This is a genomic window from Pseudomonas sp. 1L-C-7-B-C1 (genome assembly GCF_057291635.1).
On sequence record NZ_JBXAWH010000005.1, the window covers coordinates 56,710 to 75,726 of the forward strand.

The 19,017-nt window shown below is 61.5% G+C and carries 13 protein-coding genes and 2 pseudogenes; 3 read left to right on the forward strand and 12 right to left on the reverse strand.

Translation table 11 applies throughout. From position 1 onward, the window contains the following. Positions 1 to 54: 54 nt before the first annotated feature. From AC0Z8Z_RS09610 to AC0Z8Z_RS09655, 10 genes are all read right to left on the reverse strand, one after another. A complete protein-coding gene (locus tag AC0Z8Z_RS09610) occupies positions 55 to 459 on the reverse strand; it encodes a TraR/DksA family transcriptional regulator (RefSeq protein WP_122537744.1) in 405 nt (134 codons plus the stop codon). A gap of 346 nt (positions 460 to 805) precedes the next feature. Beyond that, entirely contained in the window at positions 806 to 1,828 is a 1,023-nt protein-coding gene (locus AC0Z8Z_RS09615; RefSeq protein ID WP_172613062.1) for an ABC transporter permease, read from the reverse strand. Positions 1,829 to 1,909: 81 nt separating this feature from the next. Continuing rightward, entirely contained in the window at positions 1,910 to 3,472 is a 1,563-nt protein-coding gene (locus tag AC0Z8Z_RS09620) for a sugar ABC transporter ATP-binding protein (RefSeq protein ID WP_485618941.1), read from the reverse strand. A 78-nt stretch (positions 3,473 to 3,550) separates the two neighbouring features. After that, positions 3,551 to 4,477 (reverse strand): sugar ABC transporter substrate-binding protein, encoded by a 927-nt coding sequence (locus AC0Z8Z_RS09625; protein ID WP_485618942.1) that lies wholly within the window; start codon positions 4,475 to 4,477, stop codon positions 3,551 to 3,553. Positions 4,478 to 5,023: 546 nt separating this feature from the next. Next, positions 5,024 to 6,043 (reverse strand): Gfo/Idh/MocA family protein, encoded by a 1,020-nt coding sequence (locus AC0Z8Z_RS09630; protein WP_485618943.1) that lies wholly within the window; start codon positions 6,041 to 6,043, stop codon positions 5,024 to 5,026. Between the two features lie 31 nt (positions 6,044 to 6,074). Beyond that, on the reverse strand, positions 6,075 to 8,006 hold the full coding sequence (iolD, locus tag AC0Z8Z_RS09635; RefSeq protein WP_485618944.1) for a 3D-(3,5/4)-trihydroxycyclohexane-1,2-dione acylhydrolase (decyclizing): 1,932 nt from the start codon (positions 8,004 to 8,006) through the stop codon (positions 6,075 to 6,077). Positions 8,007 to 8,188: 182 nt separating this feature from the next. Beyond that, complete coding sequence (locus AC0Z8Z_RS09640; RefSeq protein WP_122624782.1) at positions 8,189 to 9,688, reverse strand: CoA-acylating methylmalonate-semialdehyde dehydrogenase; 1,500 nt, start codon at positions 9,686 to 9,688, stop codon at positions 8,189 to 8,191. A gap of 27 nt (positions 9,689 to 9,715) precedes the next feature. Further along, entirely contained in the window at positions 9,716 to 10,525 is an 810-nt protein-coding gene (gene iolB / locus AC0Z8Z_RS09645; RefSeq protein ID WP_485618945.1) for a 5-deoxy-glucuronate isomerase, read from the reverse strand. A 2-nt stretch (positions 10,526 to 10,527) separates the two neighbouring features. Next, positions 10,528 to 11,481 (reverse strand): myo-inosose-2 dehydratase, encoded by a 954-nt coding sequence (gene iolE / locus AC0Z8Z_RS09650; protein WP_485618946.1) that lies wholly within the window; start codon positions 11,479 to 11,481, stop codon positions 10,528 to 10,530. 60 nt (positions 11,482 to 11,541) lie between these two features. After that, on the reverse strand, positions 11,542 to 13,479 hold the full coding sequence (locus AC0Z8Z_RS09655) for a bifunctional 5-dehydro-2-deoxygluconokinase/5-dehydro-2-deoxyphosphogluconate aldolase (protein ID WP_485618947.1): 1,938 nt from the start codon (positions 13,477 to 13,479) through the stop codon (positions 11,542 to 11,544). A gap of 246 nt (positions 13,480 to 13,725) precedes the next feature. Between AC0Z8Z_RS09655 and AC0Z8Z_RS09660 the strand changes: the two genes are divergently transcribed. The 3 genes and pseudogenes from AC0Z8Z_RS09660 to AC0Z8Z_RS09670 all read left to right on the forward strand — a co-directional run. Then, positions 13,726 to 14,649 (forward strand): MurR/RpiR family transcriptional regulator, encoded by a 924-nt coding sequence (locus AC0Z8Z_RS09660; protein ID WP_485618948.1) that lies wholly within the window; start codon positions 13,726 to 13,728, stop codon positions 14,647 to 14,649. A gap of 263 nt (positions 14,650 to 14,912) precedes the next feature. Next, positions 14,913 to 15,596: pseudogene (locus AC0Z8Z_RS09665) on the forward strand (PAS domain-containing protein); the annotation flags it as partial. Positions 15,597 to 15,701: 105 nt separating this feature from the next. Continuing rightward, positions 15,702 to 16,133, forward strand: a pseudogene (locus tag AC0Z8Z_RS09670) (methyl-accepting chemotaxis protein); the annotation flags it as partial. Between the two features lie 631 nt (positions 16,134 to 16,764). Here the strand turns inward: AC0Z8Z_RS09670 and AC0Z8Z_RS09675 are convergent. Continuing rightward, positions 16,765 to 17,766, reverse strand: coding sequence for a lysylphosphatidylglycerol synthase domain-containing protein (locus AC0Z8Z_RS09675; protein ID WP_122624777.1), 1,002 nt, complete (start codon positions 17,764 to 17,766; stop codon positions 16,765 to 16,767). Further along, positions 17,763 to 18,995 (reverse strand): cardiolipin synthase ClsB, encoded by a 1,233-nt coding sequence (gene clsB / locus AC0Z8Z_RS09680; RefSeq protein WP_485618949.1) that lies wholly within the window; start codon positions 18,993 to 18,995, stop codon positions 17,763 to 17,765. Before clsB ends, AC0Z8Z_RS09675 begins: the two co-directional genes overlap by 4 nt. Positions 18,996 to 19,017 lie beyond the last annotated feature (22 nt).

Here is a 19,017-nt window from a genome sequence, read left to right on the forward strand (position 1 = left end):
CGGTGCGCAATGGAACGGCTCGACCACCCGTTGCAGGCGGTCGAACCCGAGGGATCACGCCTGACGCTGGTGGCGGTCGATCTGCTCGTGGCGTTCCTGAGCTTCGATGCAGTACTTGGTGGTCGGGCTGATCAGCAGGCGCTTGAGGCCAATCGGCTCGCCGCTGTCTTCGCACCAGCCGAAGCTGTCGTCAGCGATGCGGCTCAAGGCCATTTCCAGCTGAGGCAGCATGCGCTGGTCACGGTCAATCACGTTCACCAGCCAGTGACGCTCTTCTTCCACGGAAGCGGCGTCGGCTGGGTCAGCCGGGGTGTCCAGGCTTTCGATCGCGATACGGCTCTGCTCGATGCGCTCGTGGATTTCGACTTTCATGGCTTGCAACAGGTCGACGAAGAACGCGTGCTGCTCGGCGTTCATGTAGTCATCGGCCGGCATCGCCAGCAACTTTTCCTTGGTCATTGATTTCTCTATAAAAAAACGTGCATTAAGGCGATCTCAAAGGTGCGCCTCAACCTGGCATAAAGAGCGCCGTAGTCTCGAAGCGCCACTTGGCACTCAATTTACGAGGGGCGGCAGTCTAAGGCCGGGTTCGGTACTCGGCAACATAATTGATCAGGATTCGTCCAACAAGGGCTTGAATACCCGACGGCATTGGGTCGCGCCGGGATTTCAACACATGCTCGCCCGGTCGGGGTGCGCTCGAAAAGCGGCAGATGGTGTCTGACCGGCCATTGCCTGATCGGTTCAAACCGATGAAAAACGAAAAGGGCCTGATATCAGGCCCTTTAAGCAGCACGTCTCTAGCTTAGCGCTTGAGCTTGCGCTTGTTGCGGTACTGATCGATGACCACGGCGACGACGATGATCAGGCCCTTGATGATGTCCTGGACGTAGGCATCGACGCCGACGAAGGTGAAGCCGCTGGCCATGACACCGAGAATCAAGGCGCCGATGACCGTGCCGGTGATCCGCCCGACGCCCCCGGCCAGACTCGTGCCGCCGATGACCGCAGCGGCAATGGCGTCCAGTTCGTAGGAAACGCCCATGCCGGCCTGCCCGGTGGCTGCCCGCGCCGATGCCACCACCCCGGCCAGCCCTGCCAGCAGACCGGCAATGCTGTAGACGATGATCAGGTGACGCTTGACGTTGATCCCCGAGGTGCGCGCCGCCTGCATGTTGCCGCCGATGGCGTAGGTGTATTTGCCGTACTTGGTGTAACGCAGGGCGATGTGAAAAATCACCGCCACCACCAGAAAGATGATGACAGGCATGGCGCCCTGGCCGATCGCCGTGTAGGAATCATTCAGCATGCTCACCGGCTGACCACCGGTGTAGTAACGGGCCAGGCCGCGCGCCGAGACCATCATCCCCAGTGTGGCAATGAATGGCGGGATGCCGGTGATGGCGATGATGCTACCGTTGATCGCACCGGCAAGCAGCCCCACCCCGAGCCCCGCGATCACCGGCGCCCACACCGGCAGATCGGTCAGCGACGGAAACACCGCGCGGGTGTAGTCCGACGACTGCGCCAGGCTGGCGGCAATCATCGCCGACAGCGCCAGCACCGAGCCTGACGACAAGTCGATACCGGTGGTGATGATGACTTGGGTCACGCCGATGGCCAGCAGGCCGATGATCGACACCTGCAAAATCATCAGCACCAGCCGCTGGGAGTTCATCAGAAAGCTCTGATCGCGGACGATCCAGCCAAACAGCTCGAAAATCAGGCCAATGCCGATCAGCACAAGGAAAATGCTCAGTTCGGTGGGCAGCCGGCGCTTGTGCTTGCGGGGCGCCAGCGCGGGTTTGTTTTCCAGCATCGCGTTCATCTTCATGTGTGCCTCTTGTTCTTTTTCGACCCGACTGGGGCGTGGCGCAGTGCTCGAATTGGAGCTTCAACAGCCCGAAATTCAGTGGACCGGGTTTCCGGACGCCAGGTGCATGACCCGCTCCTGAGTGGCCTCGGCGCGGTCGAGGGTGCCCATCATTTCGCCTTCGTGCATGACCATGACCCGGTCGCTCATGCCCAGCACTTCCGGCAGCTCGGACGAAATCATGATGACCGCCATGCCTTCGCTGGCGAGCAGGGAAATCAGCCGATAGATCTCGGCCTTGGCGCCGACGTCGATACCGCGGGTGGGCTCATCGAGAATCAGCACCCGCGGGTTGGTCATCAGCCAGCGCGCCAGCAACGCCTTCTGCTGATTGCCGCCGGACAGCGTATCGATGCACTGCTCCAGGGACGGCGTCTTTACCCGCAGTTTTTTGCACATGTCTTCGCACAGCACGCGCAGGGCTTTCTGATGGACAAAGCCGTTGCCCACGTAATGGGGCAGCACCGCCATTTCCATGTTTTCCAGCACCGACAGGCACGGAAACAAGCCGCTGAGCTTGCGGTCTTCGGTGAGCAGCGCGAAGCCTTTTTCGATAGCAAAGTGCGGGTCGCTGACGCGGATTGGCGTGCCGTCGAGGAGAATTTCCCCGCGGGTGCTCGGGGTGATGCCGAAGAGCGTTTCGGCGACGTTGGTGCGCCCCGAGCCCATAAGGCCCGCGATGCCCAACACTTCGCCAGCGTGCAAGTCGAACGAGACGCCGTCGAACACACCGTCCAGCGCCAGGTCGCGCACCGACAGCAGCAACTTGCCCACGGGCTGGTCGCGTTCAGGAAACAACTGGGTCAGTTCACGGCCGACCATCATGGAAATCAGGCTGTCGCCGTTCATGCTGTCGGCTCGCTGCAGGCCGATGTAGGCGCCGTCGCGGAACACCGCCACTTCATCGGCAATGGCGAACACTTCGTTCATCTTGTGGGTGATGTAGATGATGCCCTTACCCTGGGCGCGCAGGTCGGCAATGATCGAAAACAGGTGGGCCACCTCCGTCTCGGTGATGGCGGACGTCGGCTCGTCCATGATCAGCACGTCGGAGTCGTAGGAAACGGCCTTGGCGATCTCGACCATCTGCCGCTCGGCGATGCTCAGGTTGCCGACCATTTCTTCCGGATCGAGGTTGATGCGCAGGCGTTCGAGCAATTCTTCCGTGCAGCGATGCATCGCGCGGTGATCGACCATGTGCAGGCCGTTGAGCTGCTCGCGACCGATCCAGATGTTTTCGGCAATGCTCATGTGCGGCATCAGGTTGAGTTCCTGATGGATCATGGCGATGCCCGATTGCAGCGCCGCCAGTGGCGACTGGAACACCACCGGCTTGCCGCGCAGGCGGATTTCGCCGGTGTCGGGCTGGTAGATGCCGGCGATGATTTTCATCAGCGTGGACTTGCCCGCGCCGTTCTCGCCCATCAGCGCCAGCACGCTGCCGGGCCGCACGCGCAGTTGCACGTTGTCCAGTGCCACCACCCCGGGGAAGCCCTTGCTGATGTTGGTGATTTCCAGCAGATAGGGGTGCTCGGCGTCGTCCGCCGTCCCGGAAACGGGCGGGTTGGTTGAGGCCGCAGCGGTTGCGGAAGCGAACATGGTCACAGGCTCCTCGGGTGACAGGGTGGCAGAGGCACGGTGACGCTCTGCCGGTGTCAGTCGGTCTGAGATGAGCGGTTATTTGAAGGTGTTGACGTTGTCCGGCGTGATCAGCTTGAAGGGAATCAGGATGGCCTGTTCGGGCAGCGTTTCCTTCTTCGCCAGCTTCACGGCCGCATCGATTGCGCCCTCGCCCTGCCCCTTGGCGTCCTGGAACACCGAAACCGAGAGGTCGCCTTTCTTGACGGCGCTCAGGCCGTCCGGCGTACCGTCGACGCCCGCGACGAACACATCGCCCTTCTTGCCGGCCTGCTTCAAGGCCATGGCCGCGCCGATGGCCATTTCGTCGTTGTTGGAAATAACCGCCTTGAACGCGTCGCCCTGGGTCAGCCAGTCATTGGTGACGTCCATGCCTTTCTGCCGCTGCCAGGCGCCGGTCTGCTCCTGGGTCACCTTGATATTGGGGTAGTTTTTCAGGACTTCCTTGACCCCTGCGGTGCGGTCGCGTGTCGAATTGTTCGCCAGCTCACCGAGCAAGATGACGACATTGCCTTTGCCGTCCATTTTCTTGGCCAGATACTCCATCTGCATGCGACCGGCTTCTTTGTCGTCGGAGGTCACAGAGGCGACGCCTGCGGGCAGCTTCGGATCGTCCGGCCGGCGGTTGACGTAGACCAGCGGAATGCCGGCATCTGTGGCGGCCTTGGTGATTTTTACGGTGGCTTCGGTGTCGACGGGGTTGACGATCAGTGCGTCGACCTTCTTGCCAATCAGCTCTTGCACCTGATCGAGCTGTTTGTTCACGTCGTTGCGGCCATCGACGAACTGCAGATCAACGCCGCCCATGGCTTTGACTTTCTTGTCCATGTCCTCGCGCATGTAGGTCAGGTAGGTGTCATCGAACTGCGACATGGACACGCCGATCTTCAGGTCGGCGGCCAGGGCGGCGCCGCTGCTCAGCATCAGTGCCAGAGCGAGTGAGGTAAAACGGACTTGGGTATTCATGAACGGTCTTTCTCCAGATTCTTGTTGTTGTAATGGCAGGGCTGACGACTGCTGGAGGTGCTGAGACTCAGCGCGGAGCGGTTGGCGCCGTGTCTGCAAGGTGCGCGACCGACCCGCTCGATGCCCCGCACACCACAACGCCGCGGCTTTGAACGCAGAGCACGCGGGCGATGGTTTCGAGGGCGGATTCGAACGCGGGGGCTGCGTGGATCAATCTGTGGGAAGCTGCGTGGGAAACAGCGCGGCGAAGGGCGGGAAGCGCGAGTAAGAAGGGACGGCAAGCCTTGGCGGCTGATCTGAAGATGTTCATCGGCGGTACCTGTCTGCGATTGGCTTTCTTGTTTTTGTGTCGCTCGTTCGGCCTGCTGCCGGAAGACCCGACCTCAGGCGCTGACGGCGAGAATCGGCAACCTGGAAAGGACTCTATTGGAAAATAATTTCTACTTCAACAGCTTTTAGAATTAATTTCTATTTTCGTTTTGATGCGCCAAGCCCGGACTATGGTGGATGTGGCGCAGTGCGTCACAGGGCATCTGCGTGTGCTTTTCACAGCACCACCACCCTGCCCTCCATCGCGCTGATTCTCGCAGCATCCAGCACCCTGGCCGAGGCCACCGCATCGTTGGCATCCACAGGATTGCGCCTCTGATTCATCACCGCGTCTTGCAGCTGCCGGTAGAACTCGGTCCAGCAGCCACGCTCCGACGGGACCCGCTCACGGTGCTCGCCCTGCTCGAACCAGCCCCAGCGTCGATGTTCTTCCACGCCCCAGCGTTCGCCTTCGGATCGGGGGGACAACCCGGCCAGCGCGGCAGCTTCCTGACCGTCGAGGCCCTCAACGGTATAGCAGCCCTGGGAACCGTTGACCCGAAATCGCGGGCCCTGGGCGTTTTGCAGGCAGTTGCCCCAGAGGTGCGAAACCACGCCGTTGGCATGGGTCAGGGAAATAAAAAAGCCGTGATCGGTCTTTTGCTCAGGCGTCGCAAACTCAAGCTCGGCATACACCCGCTTCACCGGCCCGAATAGCAATAACGCCTGATCCACAAGATGGCTGCCGAGATCGCGGAGAATACCGCCGCCGCTTTCCTTGCCCACCGAGGACGGCGAATAGCGTTCGACCCGCGACTCGAAGCGGCTGACGTTGCCGAGAATGCCCTGGTCGATCAGCTTGCGCACGGTGAGAAAATCCGAGTCCCAGCGACGATTCTGGTACACACCCAACAACACGCCTCGGCGTTCGGCGGCGTCCACCAGTTCCTGTGCCGCCTGGGCATCCGGCGCGAAGGGCTTGTCGCTGACCACGGGGACGCCGAGTTCAATGGCCTCGAGGATCAATGCACGCCGGGAGGCCAGCGGCGTCGAGATCACCACCGCATCGACACCGGCGGCGATCAGATCGGCCAGGCTGTCGAAGGCCGGGACTTTGGGGTAGTCGTTGCGCAGGTCTTGGCGGCGTTCCGGCGAACGGGTGACCACGCCGGCAAACGTCACGCCGGGGTGACTGGAAATCAGCGGCGCGTGAAAGTAGCGCCCGCCTTTGCCGTAGCCGATGAGTCCGATTTTCATGTGTGGAATTCCTGTTCCTGCTGGAGCCTGTTCAATACTGACGGGCCTTGGCCAACGCCGTTTTTTGTCGCTCGTATGCTTCGGCAGTCGTGCCTGTGGTCGAGACCTGCGCCACGCCCACGCGCCACCACGACAGGTAGCCATGGATCATGGTTTTCGGCAGCACCTTGATGTCGATCAGCGTCGAAACGGTCTGCGTGCGGGCGTCGGCCAGTGCCGCTTCCAGCTCCCGGGCGTTGCCGACTTTGTACGTCTTGCAGCCGTAGGCCGCGGCACTCATGGCAAAATCCACCGGCACGAAGTCGCCATCCAGCTGACCGGTCTCGGGATTGCGATACCTGAACTCGGTGCCGAAACTGCCCATGCCGTTGCCCATCTGCAAATTGTTGATGCAGCCGAAGGCCATATTGTCGAGCAGCACCACGTTGATCTTGCGCCGTTCCTGAATCGACGTGGCCAGCTCCGAGTGCAGCATCATGTAGGAACCGTCGCCGACCAGCGCGTACACCTCACGTTCCGGCGCCGCCATTTTCACGCCCAACGCGGCGTTGACCTCGTAGCCCATGCAGGAATAGCCGTACTCGACGTGATAACTGTCGACACTGGTGCTGCGCCAGGCCCGCTGCAAATCACCGGGCAGACTGCCGGCCGCCGCGACGATCACCGCGTCCGCGGGCAGTTGCTGATTGAGCACCCCCAGCACCCGGCTCTGGGTCAGGCACGAACCGGTCATCTCGATGAAGTCGCGCAGCACCTGCGGGTCAAGGTGGCCGCTGACTTCCGGCTCGAAATCCTCGGTCTGGTATTCCACGGCGTACAGCCGATCCACCTCTGCATCCAGGGCAGCCCTCGCTTCTTGTGGCTGATCGCCCCATTGCGCGCGGTAGTCGCCCAACTGAGTCGCCAACGACTGCAGCGCCAGGCGCGCATCGGCCAGCACCTGCACGCCATCGAGCTTCTGCACATCGAAGGCGCCGACGTTGAGGTTGAGGAACTGCACGTCAGGGTTTTGAAAAAGGGATTTCGAGCCGGTGGTGAAGTCGCTGTAACGGGTGCCGACGCCAATGATCAGGTCTGCTTCTCGCGCCAGGGTATTGGCCGCCAGGGTGCCGGTCTCGCCGATGCCGCCCATGTTCAGCGGATGGGCGGAGACGATGGCGCTCTTGCCCGCCTGGGTTTCGCTGAACGGAATGCCGAAGCGCTCGGCAAACGCCTGCAACTCGGCGGCCGCGCCGGAATAGCGCACGCCGCCACCGCAGATCAGCAGCGGTTTGCGTGTGCCCTTCAGCAGCGCAACGGCGTCATTGAGCATTGACTCGGTGGGCGGACGGCGGTCGATGCGGTGCACGCGTTTTTGCAGGAAGGAATCCGGGTAGTCGTAGGCTTCGGCCTGCACGTCCTGGGGCAACGCCAGGGTGACGGCGCCGGTTTCGGCAGGGTCGGTGAGCACGCGCATGGCATTGAGGGCGGCGCTCATCAATTGCTCGGGGCGGTTGATGCGGTCCCAGTATTTGCTCACGGCCTTGAAGGCGTCGTTGGTGCTGATGCTGAGGTCGTGGAACTGCTCGATCTGTTGCAGCACCGGATCGGGCTGGCGACTGGCGTAGACATCGCCGGGCAGCAACAGCAGCGGAATGCGGTTGGCCGACGCGGTGGCCGCGGCGGTGAACATGTTGGCGGCGCCGGGGCCGACCGATGAGCTGCAGGCGTAGATCTTGCGCCGCAGGTGTTGTTTGGCAAAACCCATGGCGGCGTGGCACATGCCCTGTTCGTTGCGCCCTTGATGCACGATGAGGTCGCCGCTGTCCTGCTCCAGCGCCTGGCCCAGGCCGAGCACATTGCCGTGGCCGAAAATGGTGAACACCCCGGCGACGAACTTGCTCTGCACGCCGTCGACCTCGACGTACTGGTTATCGAGAAACTTCACCAGGGCCTGGGCCATGGTCAATCGAGTCGTGGTCATGCTTGCACCTTGTTGTTATTAGAGGTGATTGCTTCGTCTGCTTACCGCGATCCCCTGTAGGAGTGAGCTTGCTCGCGAAGACGGCATTCCAGCCGCTGAAGATTTAGCGAATGTCCGAGCCCCTTCGCGAGCAATCTCGCTCCCACATTGACCACCTACGACAGACGGCCAGCGCAAATTCCTTACTTCGCCGTCGGCATGCTGAATTCCGCACCCTTGGCGATGCTGTCCGGCCAGCGCTGCATGACGCTCTTGTAGCGGCTGTAAAAGCGCAGGCCTTCTTCGCCGTAGGCATGGTGATCGCCGAACAGTGAGCGCTTCCAGCCGCCAAACGAATGCCAGGCCATCGGCACCGGGATCGGCACGTTGATGCCCACCATGCCGACTTTGATGTTGCGCGCGAACGCCCGGGCGATGCCGCCGTCGCTGGTGAAGCACGACACGCCGTTGCCGAATTCGTGGGCGTTGATCAGCTCCACCGCCGAAGCGAAATCAGGCACGTGGACGATGCCCAGCACCGGCCCGAAGATTTCTTCCTTATAAATAGTCATCTCCGGCGTTACCTCATCGAACAGCGTGGCGCCGACGAAGAAGCCCTGCTCCGCACCCGGCACGGTGAAGTTGCGCCCGTCGACGATCAGCTTCGCGCCTTCCTGCACGCCCTGGGCGATGTAACCCTCGACCTTGGCCTTGTGCACCGCCGTGACCAGCGGGCCCATGTCCGAATCGGCGTTCATGCCGTTGCCGACCTTGAGCGCATCAATGCGCGGCAGCAGTTTGTCGATGAGTTTCTGCCCCACGTCGCCCACCACCACAGCGATGGAAATCGCCATGCAGCGCTCCCCCGCCGAACCGTAGGCCGCGCCGATCAATGCGTCGGCGGCCTGATCCAGATCGGCATCGGGCATGACGATCATGTGGTTTTTCGCACCGCCGAGGGCCTGCACGCGTTTGCCGTGTGCAGTGCCCTGCTGATGAATGTATTCGGCGATGGGCGTGGAGCCGACAAACGAAATCGCCTCGATGCCCTTGTGCTGCAACAGCGCGTCCACGGCCACCTTGTCGCCCTGCACCACGTTGAACACACCATCCGGCAGGCCCGCCTGTTTCAGCAGGTGCGCCATCAGCAGGCTCGCCGACGGGTCACGCTCGGAAGGTTTGAGGATGAAGCAGTTACCGGTGACCAGCGCCATGGGAATCATCCACAGCGGCACCATCACCGGGAAGTTGAACGGCGTGACGCCGGCGCAAACGCCCAGTGGCTGACGCAGGTTCCAGTTGTCGATGCCGCCACCGATGTTGTCGCTGTAGTCGCTTTTCAGCAGGCTCGGCGCGCCACAGGCAAACTCGACGATCTCGATGCCGCGCACCACTTCGCCCTTGGCATCGGAAAACACCTTGCCGTGCTCGCGGCAGATAATGGCGGCCAGCTCGTCATGGTGCTGGTCGAGCAATTCCTTGAATTTGAACATGACCCGCGCACGCCGCAGGGACGACTGATCCGCCCACGCGGGAAACGCCGCCTGGGCCGCGGCGACGGCTTCATCAACGGTCTTCAGCTCCGCCAGCGCCACCCGCGCCTGCACGGCGCCAGTGGCCGGATTGAACACATCACTGAAACGCTCGGCGCTGTCGTGAATCTGGCCGTTGATGTAGTGGCCGATGATTGGGGCAGTGCTCATTGCGGGCTCCTTAAAATAAGCGGGGAATTACAAGTCGAGCAGCCAACTGTGCTGCGGATCGTTATGGAATTGCCAGGCGCGCTTCGGCCCGGCCATCACGTTCAAATAATAGGACTCGTAGCCGTACGGCACGGTGACCGGGTGATAGCCCTTGGGCACCGTGACCAGGTCGTTGTTCTCCACGGCCATGGCCTGATCGATGCTGCGATCGTCGGTGTACACGCGCTGGAATACATAGCCCTGGGGCGGGTTGACCTGATGGTAATAGGTTTCTTCGAGGAAGCTCTGGTGCGGCAAATCATCTGTGTCGTGCTTGTGCGGCGGGTAGCTCGACGAGTGGCCCGAGGGCGTGCGCACCTCCACCACCAGCAATGAATGCGCCGGTTCGGAATCGGGGAGGATGTCGCAGACGTAACGGGTGTTGGCGGCCCGGCCGCGCACGCTGCGTTTCATCGTGTCGGGGGTGATCACGCGCGCCGGCAGGTCTTTGGACGCATCGCCCGGCGCAGCGCACACGGCAATCTGCACCGCGCTCAGCGCCGTGACTTCGGCCTGACTGCCCGGCGGCAGGTACACGGCGAAGGGCGATTTGTCCTCAAACACGGACTGCCGATCGCCGAGGTTTTCCCAGCTGAAACTGCCCTGCCCCGGCGCCTCGCCGCTGACGCTGATGCGGCCGCTGAGCAGCACCAGGCAGATTTCCTTGTCGCCCGTACTCACCGGCAACCGTTCGCCGACGCTCAATCGGTGGGCGGAGAACCCGACGTACGTCAGCACGCCGTCGGCCAGCGCGACCACGTCGCGCCCTTCCGGCTTGCTCTTGACCAAAAGATTCATGTTCACAGGCTCCTCTGTTCAAGGGGATGTTGAAGTGCGTTCTGTTGGTTAGCCACGCTGTTCACCTGCGCGGCGGCCAGCAGCGTGCGCAGGGTTTCGTAGCCCTTCTTCGCGTAGGCATAACTCGGCGCGACGGCCGGGTCCTGTTCCGCCTCGACCACCAGCCAGCCCTGGTAACCGGCCTGCATCAACACGTCCAGCAGCGCGGCGAAATCGATGTCGCCATCGCCGGGCACGGTGAAGGTGCCGTTGACGATGCAGTCCGGAAAGCTCCACAAGTTGTTGCGCGCCAGCTGCACCACCGGCTTGCGCACGTCCTTGAAATGCACATGGCAGACGCGATCAATGTGCTGGCTCAGCAACTGCAGCGGTTCGCCGCCGCCCATATAGCAGTGGCCGGAATCGAACAGCAGGCCGACTTCATCGCCAGTCAGGGCCATCAGCGTGTCGATGTCCTGCGGCGATTCCACGTACGCGCCCATGTGGTGGTGATAGGCCAGACGCACGCCATGGGACAACGTAAACCGGGCCAGCTCTGTGAGCTTGTCGGCGTAGGCCTGCCAGGCGCTGGCGCTGTGGAAGCGCGGCCGCTCGACCAGCCGGATACGCTGGCCCTGAATCGAATCGGCCACTTCGCCATAGACCAGCACCGAGGCGCCGTTGTGTTTAAGCAGTTCGACGTGACTGGCGATGGCGTCGATTTCTTCGGCCGCCGAACGGCTGGCCAGTCGACCGGAATACCAGCCTGACACCAGCGCCAAGTCATACGGGCGCAACACATCGGCCACGCCTTGAGCGGTCTTCGGGAATTTGCCGTTGAGCTCGAAGCCCTCATAGCCAATCTCCTTGCCCTCACTGAGCGCAGTGCTCAGAGGCGTTTCGCCGCCGAGGGCCGGCAGGTCGTCGTTGCTCCAGGAAATCGGGTTGATGCCAATTCGGATTGCAGAAGCGGGCATGGCTGCACCTTTATTGTTGTTATCACGTTCAACTGAACGCACAGTCCTCAGGTTCTGACTTCAAGCCCGGGCGTCGCGCCAGGACTCGATCAGGAACACGAAATTGCTCTGCACCCGCGTGATCAGGTCCGCGTCATCGATTTCGCCCTCCAGCCAGGCTCGGCTCGGTTCGTGAAAAATCGTGCGGCCTACGGCAAACCCACGGCAGGTGGTGCTTTTCGCCGCCTGACGAAAACCGGCCGCGAGGGTTTCGGCAGGCGCGTTCAGCCCCAGCAACACCACGCCTCGGCAGTACGGATCGCGCTCGTGGATCAGCGCATCGAGCTGTTCCCAGACCTCCGCGGGCTGCGACTCGATTTTCCACCAGGCCGGGTAAATGCCGAGGTTGTAGAGGCGCTTGAGAGAACGAAGGATGACGTCCGGATGAGTCGAAGGATGATCCTTGGGCGGGATAACCTCCAGCAGCAGTTCGTGACCGCTGGCCAGCGCCGCCTGATACAGGCCCAACAACTGCGCTTCCTGCTCCAGTCGCAGCATCGGCTCGTCATCCGGGTGGTATTGCACCAGGCACTTGATGATCTGTTCTTGCGGCCAGGTTTGCAGCGCGCTGCCGACCGAACGCCCATGCTCGAATGCCAGCGGCCGCGAGCCTTGCACTTCCACCGGCCGGGCCACCCACCAGCCGCGGCCGCTGGCGGCATTCAGCGAATCCTGACCAAAGCGCTGATCCGCCAGCACCCCAACATCAGCGGCAATGCCGCGCCTGTGCAAATCGGCCTCGACCCGGGCGACCGCCTGAACGAACAACTGCTTGAGCTGGCCGATGCAGGCCGGATCGCCCCCGGCCTTTTGCGCCAGTTCTACCAGTTGCCCCCGGTGATCGAAGGCGAAGATGAACAGCGGCTGCCATTCCCGACGGGGCACGCTGACGCGGTGCAGTCGCTGCAGCACCGCGTCCTGATCGGGTCGGGTAATCGGCACCGGGCTGTTGAACAGGTATTCCAGCTCGACCAGCGTGGGCATGGCCGGCGCGCAGGCATGGCGCGATACCACCAGACCACCGCAGGCATTCGCCAACTGGCAGCAGCGCTCGTCGCTCTCGTCGTTAAGCCAGCCCTTGAGGAAGCCGGACATGAACGCGTCGCCCGCGCCCAGCACATTGAGGACTTCCACGCGCACGCCGGGGTAAATTGCGCCGTCTTCCAGCTTCTCCGGTATCGCCCCGTGAATCACCGTGCAGCCTTGGGGCCCGAGCTTCACCACCAGGGTCGCGGCACTGAGCTCGCGGACCCGGCGCAAGGCACTGAGCAAATCGGTCGAGCCGCCGGCGATGAGGAATTCTTCTTCGGTGCCAACGATCAGATCGAAGCGCGGCAGGATGCGTTGCACGTGCTGGCTGACGGTGTCGTTGGCGACGAAGCGGGTTTCGCCGTCAGCCTTGCCGGCCAGGCCCCACAGCACCGGGCGGTAATCGATGTCGAGGACGCGTTTGACGTTGTGTTTTTCGGCGTAATCCAGCGCCTGACTGCTCGCACGGAACACCTGATCGGTGGAGAAATGCGTGCCGGTGATCAGCAGCGCCTTGCTGGAGGCGATCTGCGCTTCGTGGATGTCTTCGGGTTGCAGCGCCATGTCGGCGCAGTTCTCGCGGTAGAACACCAGCGGAAAGGTTTCGCGGTCTTTGATGCCGAGCAGGACCATGGCGGTCAGGCGTTCACTGTCGACTTTAATGCCTCTGACGTCGCAGCCCTCCCGCGCCAGGGATTCGACCAGGAACCGGCCCATGTGATCGTCGCCGACGCGGGTCAGCATGGCGGACTTCACGCCCAGCCGTGCGGTGCCGAACGCAATGTTGGCGGAGGAGCCGCCGAGGTATTTGGCGAAACTGCTCACGTCCTCCAGGCGCGCGCCGATCTGCTGCGCGTAGAGATCGACGCCAAGGCGCCCGAAACAAATCACGTCCAGCTGACGCCCAGTGGCAAAACGAGTCTGGCCCATGCCGGCCCCTCTTCTTTTATTGTTATTGATTTGATTGCTCATGGCCTCGCTTGAAAGCGAGGTGCATGCAAGCGAGTTCGTGGATGCAGACTAGAACGCCGCCGGGGCTTGATCAATGGATTTTTCTAAATTATTTTCATGTGGAATATTTATTCCACTTTGCAATGCGGGTCGCAGCCTGCAAAACTGCCTGCCTGTCGTCCCGAACACTCCACAACGCACCACCCCGCCAAAGGATTCGCATTTATGTCCAGCCTTGATCAGCCAGGCTCGCCCGATACCGGAGCCGGCGGTGCAACGGCCGTTACCGCGCCGGAGACCGCCGATGCACTGCTCAAGTTGATCACGGCCGACTACGAAAGCCTACCGCGCCAGCTCAAGCGCATTGCCAGCTACATGAGCCAGCAGAGCGACCGGATCATGGTCGACCGCATCAGCGACATCGCTCGGGAATGCGAAGTGCATCCTTCCGCCATCGTGAGGTTCTCCCAGCGCTTCGGCTTCAGCGGCTTCAGCGAAATGCAGGCGCTGTTCCGCGAGGCCTACACCCACAAAGCCACGCCGGTGCAGAACTACCAGCAACGCATACGCAGCATGATCGCCAACAAATCCCAGAAGGCCAGCGCGGGCGACCTGGCCCGCGAATGCGTGAACGCTACCCTGTCGGGGCTGGAGCGGCTTGCGCTGGAACTGGACGACGAGGCCTTCGAGAACGCCGTGGACCTGGTGGTCAACGCCGACAATATCTACGTGGTCGGGGTACGACGTTCGTTCGCCGTCGCCGACTATCTGGTCTACAACCTGCAACACACCAACAAGCGCATCCATCTGATTTCCGGTCTCGGCGGCAGTTATCGAGAGCAGATGCGCAGCGTACGCGCCAACGATCTGGTGATCGCCATCAGCTTCACGCCCTACGGCAAGGAAACCCAGCACTGCCTGCGCATCGCCCAGCATCATCAGGCCAAGACGTTGATCATTACTGACAGCAATCTGTCGCCCCTGGCCAAGCGCGCCAATGCGGTGCTGCTGGTCAACGAAGGCAGTTCATTTGCATTTCGCTCCCTCAGCGCCACCCTGTGTTTGTGTCAGGCGCTGTTCATTGCCGTGGCCTACCGCCTGGAGTTGAAGGTGGACGAGATTTCCGAACAGGCGGGGTTCGAGGACTGACATCAGACAACCTTGTACAAAACCGACGAGCTGTATAACTTTGGTATAGCTTTTTAACATCACGTGCGTGATGATCCGCTGCACTGCACACGGAATACGCATCTGAGCTGCCTCGCGCTCGCAAGGTCATGGATAGGACCGCTCCTCATCCATTTGCCTGAGCCGCCATCATGTTTTTCGACTCGTCCAAGAACAAAATCATCCAGGACCTGCGACTGACCGTCGCCCATCAGGCCAGTCTGCTGGAGGCGATCAATCGCTCTATGGCCAGCATCGAATTCGATCTGAACGGTGTGGTGCTCAAGGCAAACGACAACTTCTTCAAAACCATGCGCTACCGGCCCGAGCAGGTCATCGGCAAGGAACACCGCATGTTCTGCACGCCGGAGCACGCCCGCAGCCCCGAGTACGCGCAATTGTGGTCGCGCCTGCGCAATGGCGAATTCGTCTCGTCGAGGTTCCAGCGCATGGCGGGCGATGGCAGCACCGTATGGCTGGAGGCCAATTACAACCCGGTCAGGGACTCGGACGGCAAGGTCACCCGGGTGGTCAAATACGCGATGGACGTCACCGCCAAACTTGAAGCCGAGAGCGAAGCCCACAATAAGCTGCAGGCCATCGACCGCGCCATGGCAGTCATCGAGTTCGATCTGGACGGCACGATCATCGCTGCCAACGACAACCTGTTGCGCTTGCTGGGCTACAGCCGGCAAGAGCTGCTGGGTAAAAGCCACAAGTTGCTCTGCCCCCCTGAGTTCACCAAAAGCACCGAGTACCAGGACTTTTGGCGTCGGTTGAACAAGGGTGAGTTTTTCAGCGATCAGTTCAAGCGCGTCGGCAAGCACGGCCAGACGCTCTGGCTGGAAGCGTCCTATAACCCGGTGTACGACGCCGCTGGCAAGCTGTGGAAGGTGGTCAAGTTTGCGTCGGACGTGACCGCGCGCATCGAAAAGCACGAGCAGGATTCCCACAGCGCTGCGCAGGCGTATCACATTTCAGTGCAGACGCAGAAGTTTGCCGAGCAGGGCACGCTGGTGATCCAGCAGGCGGCCAGTGAGATGCGTCAGATCTCGCAGAATATCGATGATTCGTCGCGGATCATTGGTCAGCTGGGTGAACGGTCGGAGCAGATCACGGCGATCGTGAATACGATTCGCAGTATTGCGGATCAGACGAATTTGCTGGCGTTGAATGCGGCGATCGAGGCGGCCCGGGCCGGTGATCAGGGCCGTGGCTTTGCGGTGGTGGCCGATGAGGTTCGGCAGTTGGCGGGACGCACGAGCCGTTCGACGCAGGAGATTTCGGAGATGATTCAGGTGATTCAGACCGAGACGCGGCAGGCGATTGTGAGTATGGACAATACGCGGAGCACGGCGGTGAAGGGTGTGGATCTGGCGGATCAGGCGGGGGATGCGATTGTGCAGATCAGTTCGGGGACGAATGATGCGGTGGATGCCGTGAGGATGTTCGCTGGGCGGGATTGATCTTCAAGATCAAGATCAAGGGCGTCTGCCTGGGGGCAGACTGTTTCGCCTTCGGCGAGTTACTTGGAAAAGCACCCCAAGTAACCAAGGGTGCTTGCTCTCGGTTGGGCCCCTCGTACCTCGGGGTTCCTTCACTCCGGTCTCGCTCCGTGGGCCCGCTGCCATCCACCATCCATGGCGGGGGGCAGCTCTCGCCGCATCCATGCGGCTCGGCCCACTCCGCGAGACCTACGTTCAGCCTGCACCCAAGTCGCGATTGGCGTCGCTTGGACCTCTTGCGTATGAAGATCAAAAGCAGATCAAAGGCTTCCCGGCTGAAGCCGGTCTCACTGAGCGCATGGGATGCTTTTAGTGGGACCGGCTTTAGCCGGGAAGAGGCCAGTTCAGGCGCTGGCGATTTCAGGATCTTCGCTGATCGTGCCCACGCTCCGCGTGGGCATGCATACCGTGACGCTCTGCGTCACCCGACACCGGTTCCACTGAGTGAACGCGGTGTTTTTGTAGGACTGGCTTTAGCCGGGAAGGGGCCAGTCCGGGCAACATTTTTTTGGACTGAGTTGAGCGACTGATTTATTTACGACGCCTCACTGCAAAATCATCAGCCCCCGAGCTCCCGCGTCATCCTTCCCACTCACAACTGCCCTTCATTCCTGAGCCGCATGGCCTTCGCGCGCTTCTCCAGTACCACATACACCACCAGCGCAATCATCAGCGGGATGAGGAAGTAGATCACTCGATAGCCGATCAGCGCGGCCAGCAATTGGCCTTTGCTGAATTGGTGTTGCATGAGGGTGATGAAGACGGTTTCGAGCACGCCAAGCCCGGCGGGGATGTGGGCGATGACGCCGGCGATGCTGCTGATGAGCAATATCCCGAGCACGGCCGGGTAGAAGGCCTTTTCCGGCAGCAGGACATAGATGAGTAGCGCCATCAGTCCCCAGTTCAGCGCGCCCAGCAAGGCTTGGCGCAGTGCCTGGTTGAGTGAGGGCAGGACGAGTTGTTGCTTGCGAAGGGTCCAGGTGCGTTTTTTGGAGAAACGGCAGGCCAGGAAGTACGCCAGGCAGACGGCCAACAAGACGAAGCCGATCAGTTGCAGCGTGGTGTCGCCGATCTTCCAGCCTTCCGGGAGGTCGACGAAATCACCCGCGAAGACAAACCCCGCCAGCAGCATGTAGCCCAGCCAGTTGGTGATCAGGCTCAGGCTGAGGATCCGGGTGATGGTCGGCACGTCCAGGCCCAGCCGCGAATACAGGCGATAACGAAGCGCAATGCCACCGACCCATGAACTCAGGTTCAGGTTGAAGGCATAGCAAACAAACGTCACCGGGATGATCTGTTTTATGGCCAATTTGTGTTCGGTGTAGCGCCGGGCCAGGACGTCGAAGCAGCAGTACGTGAGGTAGCTGCCAGCGGCGATGACGAAGCCCAGCGCCAGGGTGCTGAGCTTGTAGGACTCCAGCGCGTGCATCACCTCGTTCCAGTCGAGGTTCTTCATCAGCGTGAACAGCAGGACCGGCACGGCGATGAAGAAGAACAGCGTAAACGCACGTTTGGCCCACTTCAGCCACGGACGATTCTTGCTGGCCTCGGTCGGTTTCTGCTCGTGGGTGGAAGCTTGGGAGACGCCTGTCATAAGGATTTCTCCTGATCGGTCGGCAGGTCGTTTTTAAGGGCGGCAGCTTCCGGCAGTGTTTCCGGTGCGCGCAGGGGTTTCAGCCGTGGGCCGTGTACCGGGAACAGGCCGGCAATCGCCGGAAAGTGCCGCAGGAAGTGGAAGCTCAGGAAAATCATCGGCGCACGCCACCATTGCCCTTTTGCCAGGCCCTTGAGGTTGACCTGTTTGCTGTGGGCCACCGCGAGGTCGCGCAAGTGTTCGTGCAAGCGCTGGTTCAATGCGTGGTCGCGGATGAACAAATTGGCTTCCAGGTTCAGCGCGAGGCTTAGCGGATCAAGGTTGCTGGAACCCACGGTGGACCACTCGTGGTCGATCAATGCGACCTTGCCGTGCAGCGCCCGTTGTTTGTATTCATGAATCACCACGCCTTCACGCAGCAGCCAGGTGTAGGTCAGGCGCGAGCACACGCGCACAAACGGCATGTCTGGCTTGCCTTGAAGGATCAGCGTGACCTTCACCCCGCGACGGGCTGCGTTGCGCAGTTCACGCAAGAACCGGTAGCTGGGAAAGAAGTACGCGTTGGCGATGGTGATGCGCTGAGTCGCATTACGCATCGCCAGCAGGTATTGCTCTTCGATATCGGTGGTGTGATGACGATTGTCGCGTTCGGCGAGAAGCATCCGCGCACTGCCGGCCTGACGCGTCACCGGCTTGAGCGGCGTGAAGGTCTTGCGCACGGCCGGGCCGAGCATGCTCAGCGTCGAGCGATAGATGTCGGCGACAATCGGCCCGCGCACCAGCACGGCGTAGTCCTGCTTGGCGGTGATGCCGGTGTCGGCCATGTGGTCGACGCTGTAGTTGATGCCGCCCATGAATGACGTCTCGCCGTCGATGACCACCACCTTGCGGTGCAGGCGCCGGAACAGGTTAGTGCGCATGCCCATCAGTTTAGGGCGCGGGTCGAATAGCTGAATCTGCACGCCGGCCTCGATCATCTGGCTGACGAACGCGGTGCTCAGGTCGCTGGTGCCGTAGTCATCCACCGTAATAATCACCCGCACGCCACGGCTGGCCGCTTCGATCACGGCCTGCTGCAAACCCTCACCGACGCGGTCTTCGAAGATGATGAAGGTCTCGATCAGCACCTCTTCGCGCGCCCCTCGAATGGCGTCGAACACCCGAGCGAAGAAGTCTTCGCCATTGATCAGCAACTCCACCGAGTTGCCGTCCCGCCAAAGGCCACACATGGCGCCCATCGCTCTCATACCC

What these genes read in the sequence shown, in the direction of transcription:
- AC0Z8Z_RS09610 (WP_122537744.1), bottom strand. Translation starts at nt 459, where the DNA reads ATGACCAAGGAAAAGTTGCTGGCGATGCCGGCCGATGACTACATGAAC.
- AC0Z8Z_RS09615 (WP_172613062.1), bottom strand. Translation starts at nt 1,828, where the DNA reads ATGAACGCGATGCTGGAAAACAAACCCGCGCTGGCGCCCCGCAAGCAC.
- AC0Z8Z_RS09620 (WP_485618941.1), bottom strand. Translation starts at nt 3,472, where the DNA reads ATGTTCGCTTCCGCAACCGCTGCGGCCTCAACCAACCCGCCCGTTTCC.
- AC0Z8Z_RS09625 (WP_485618942.1), bottom strand. Translation starts at nt 4,477, where the DNA reads ATGAATACCCAAGTCCGTTTTACCTCACTCGCTCTGGCACTGATGCTG.
- AC0Z8Z_RS09630 (WP_485618943.1), bottom strand. Translation starts at nt 6,043, where the DNA reads ATGAAAATCGGACTCATCGGCTACGGCAAAGGCGGGCGCTACTTTCAC.
- iolD (WP_485618944.1), bottom strand. Translation starts at nt 8,006, where the DNA reads ATGACCACGACTCGATTGACCATGGCCCAGGCCCTGGTGAAGTTTCTC.
- AC0Z8Z_RS09640 (WP_122624782.1), bottom strand. Translation starts at nt 9,688, where the DNA reads ATGAGCACTGCCCCAATCATCGGCCACTACATCAACGGCCAGATTCAC.
- iolB (WP_485618945.1), bottom strand. Translation starts at nt 10,525, where the DNA reads ATGAATCTTTTGGTCAAGAGCAAGCCGGAAGGGCGCGACGTGGTCGCG.
- iolE (WP_485618946.1), bottom strand. Translation starts at nt 11,481, where the DNA reads ATGCCCGCTTCTGCAATCCGAATTGGCATCAACCCGATTTCCTGGAGC.
- AC0Z8Z_RS09655 (WP_485618947.1), bottom strand. Translation starts at nt 13,479, where the DNA reads ATGGGCCAGACTCGTTTTGCCACTGGGCGTCAGCTGGACGTGATTTGT.
- AC0Z8Z_RS09660 (WP_485618948.1), top strand. Translation starts at nt 13,726, where the DNA reads ATGTCCAGCCTTGATCAGCCAGGCTCGCCCGATACCGGAGCCGGCGGT.
- AC0Z8Z_RS09675 (WP_122624777.1), bottom strand. Translation starts at nt 17,766, where the DNA reads ATGACAGGCGTCTCCCAAGCTTCCACCCACGAGCAGAAACCGACCGAG.
- clsB (WP_485618949.1), bottom strand. Translation starts at nt 18,995, where the DNA reads ATGTGTGGCCTTTGGCGGGACGGCAACTCGGTGGAGTTGCTGATCAAT.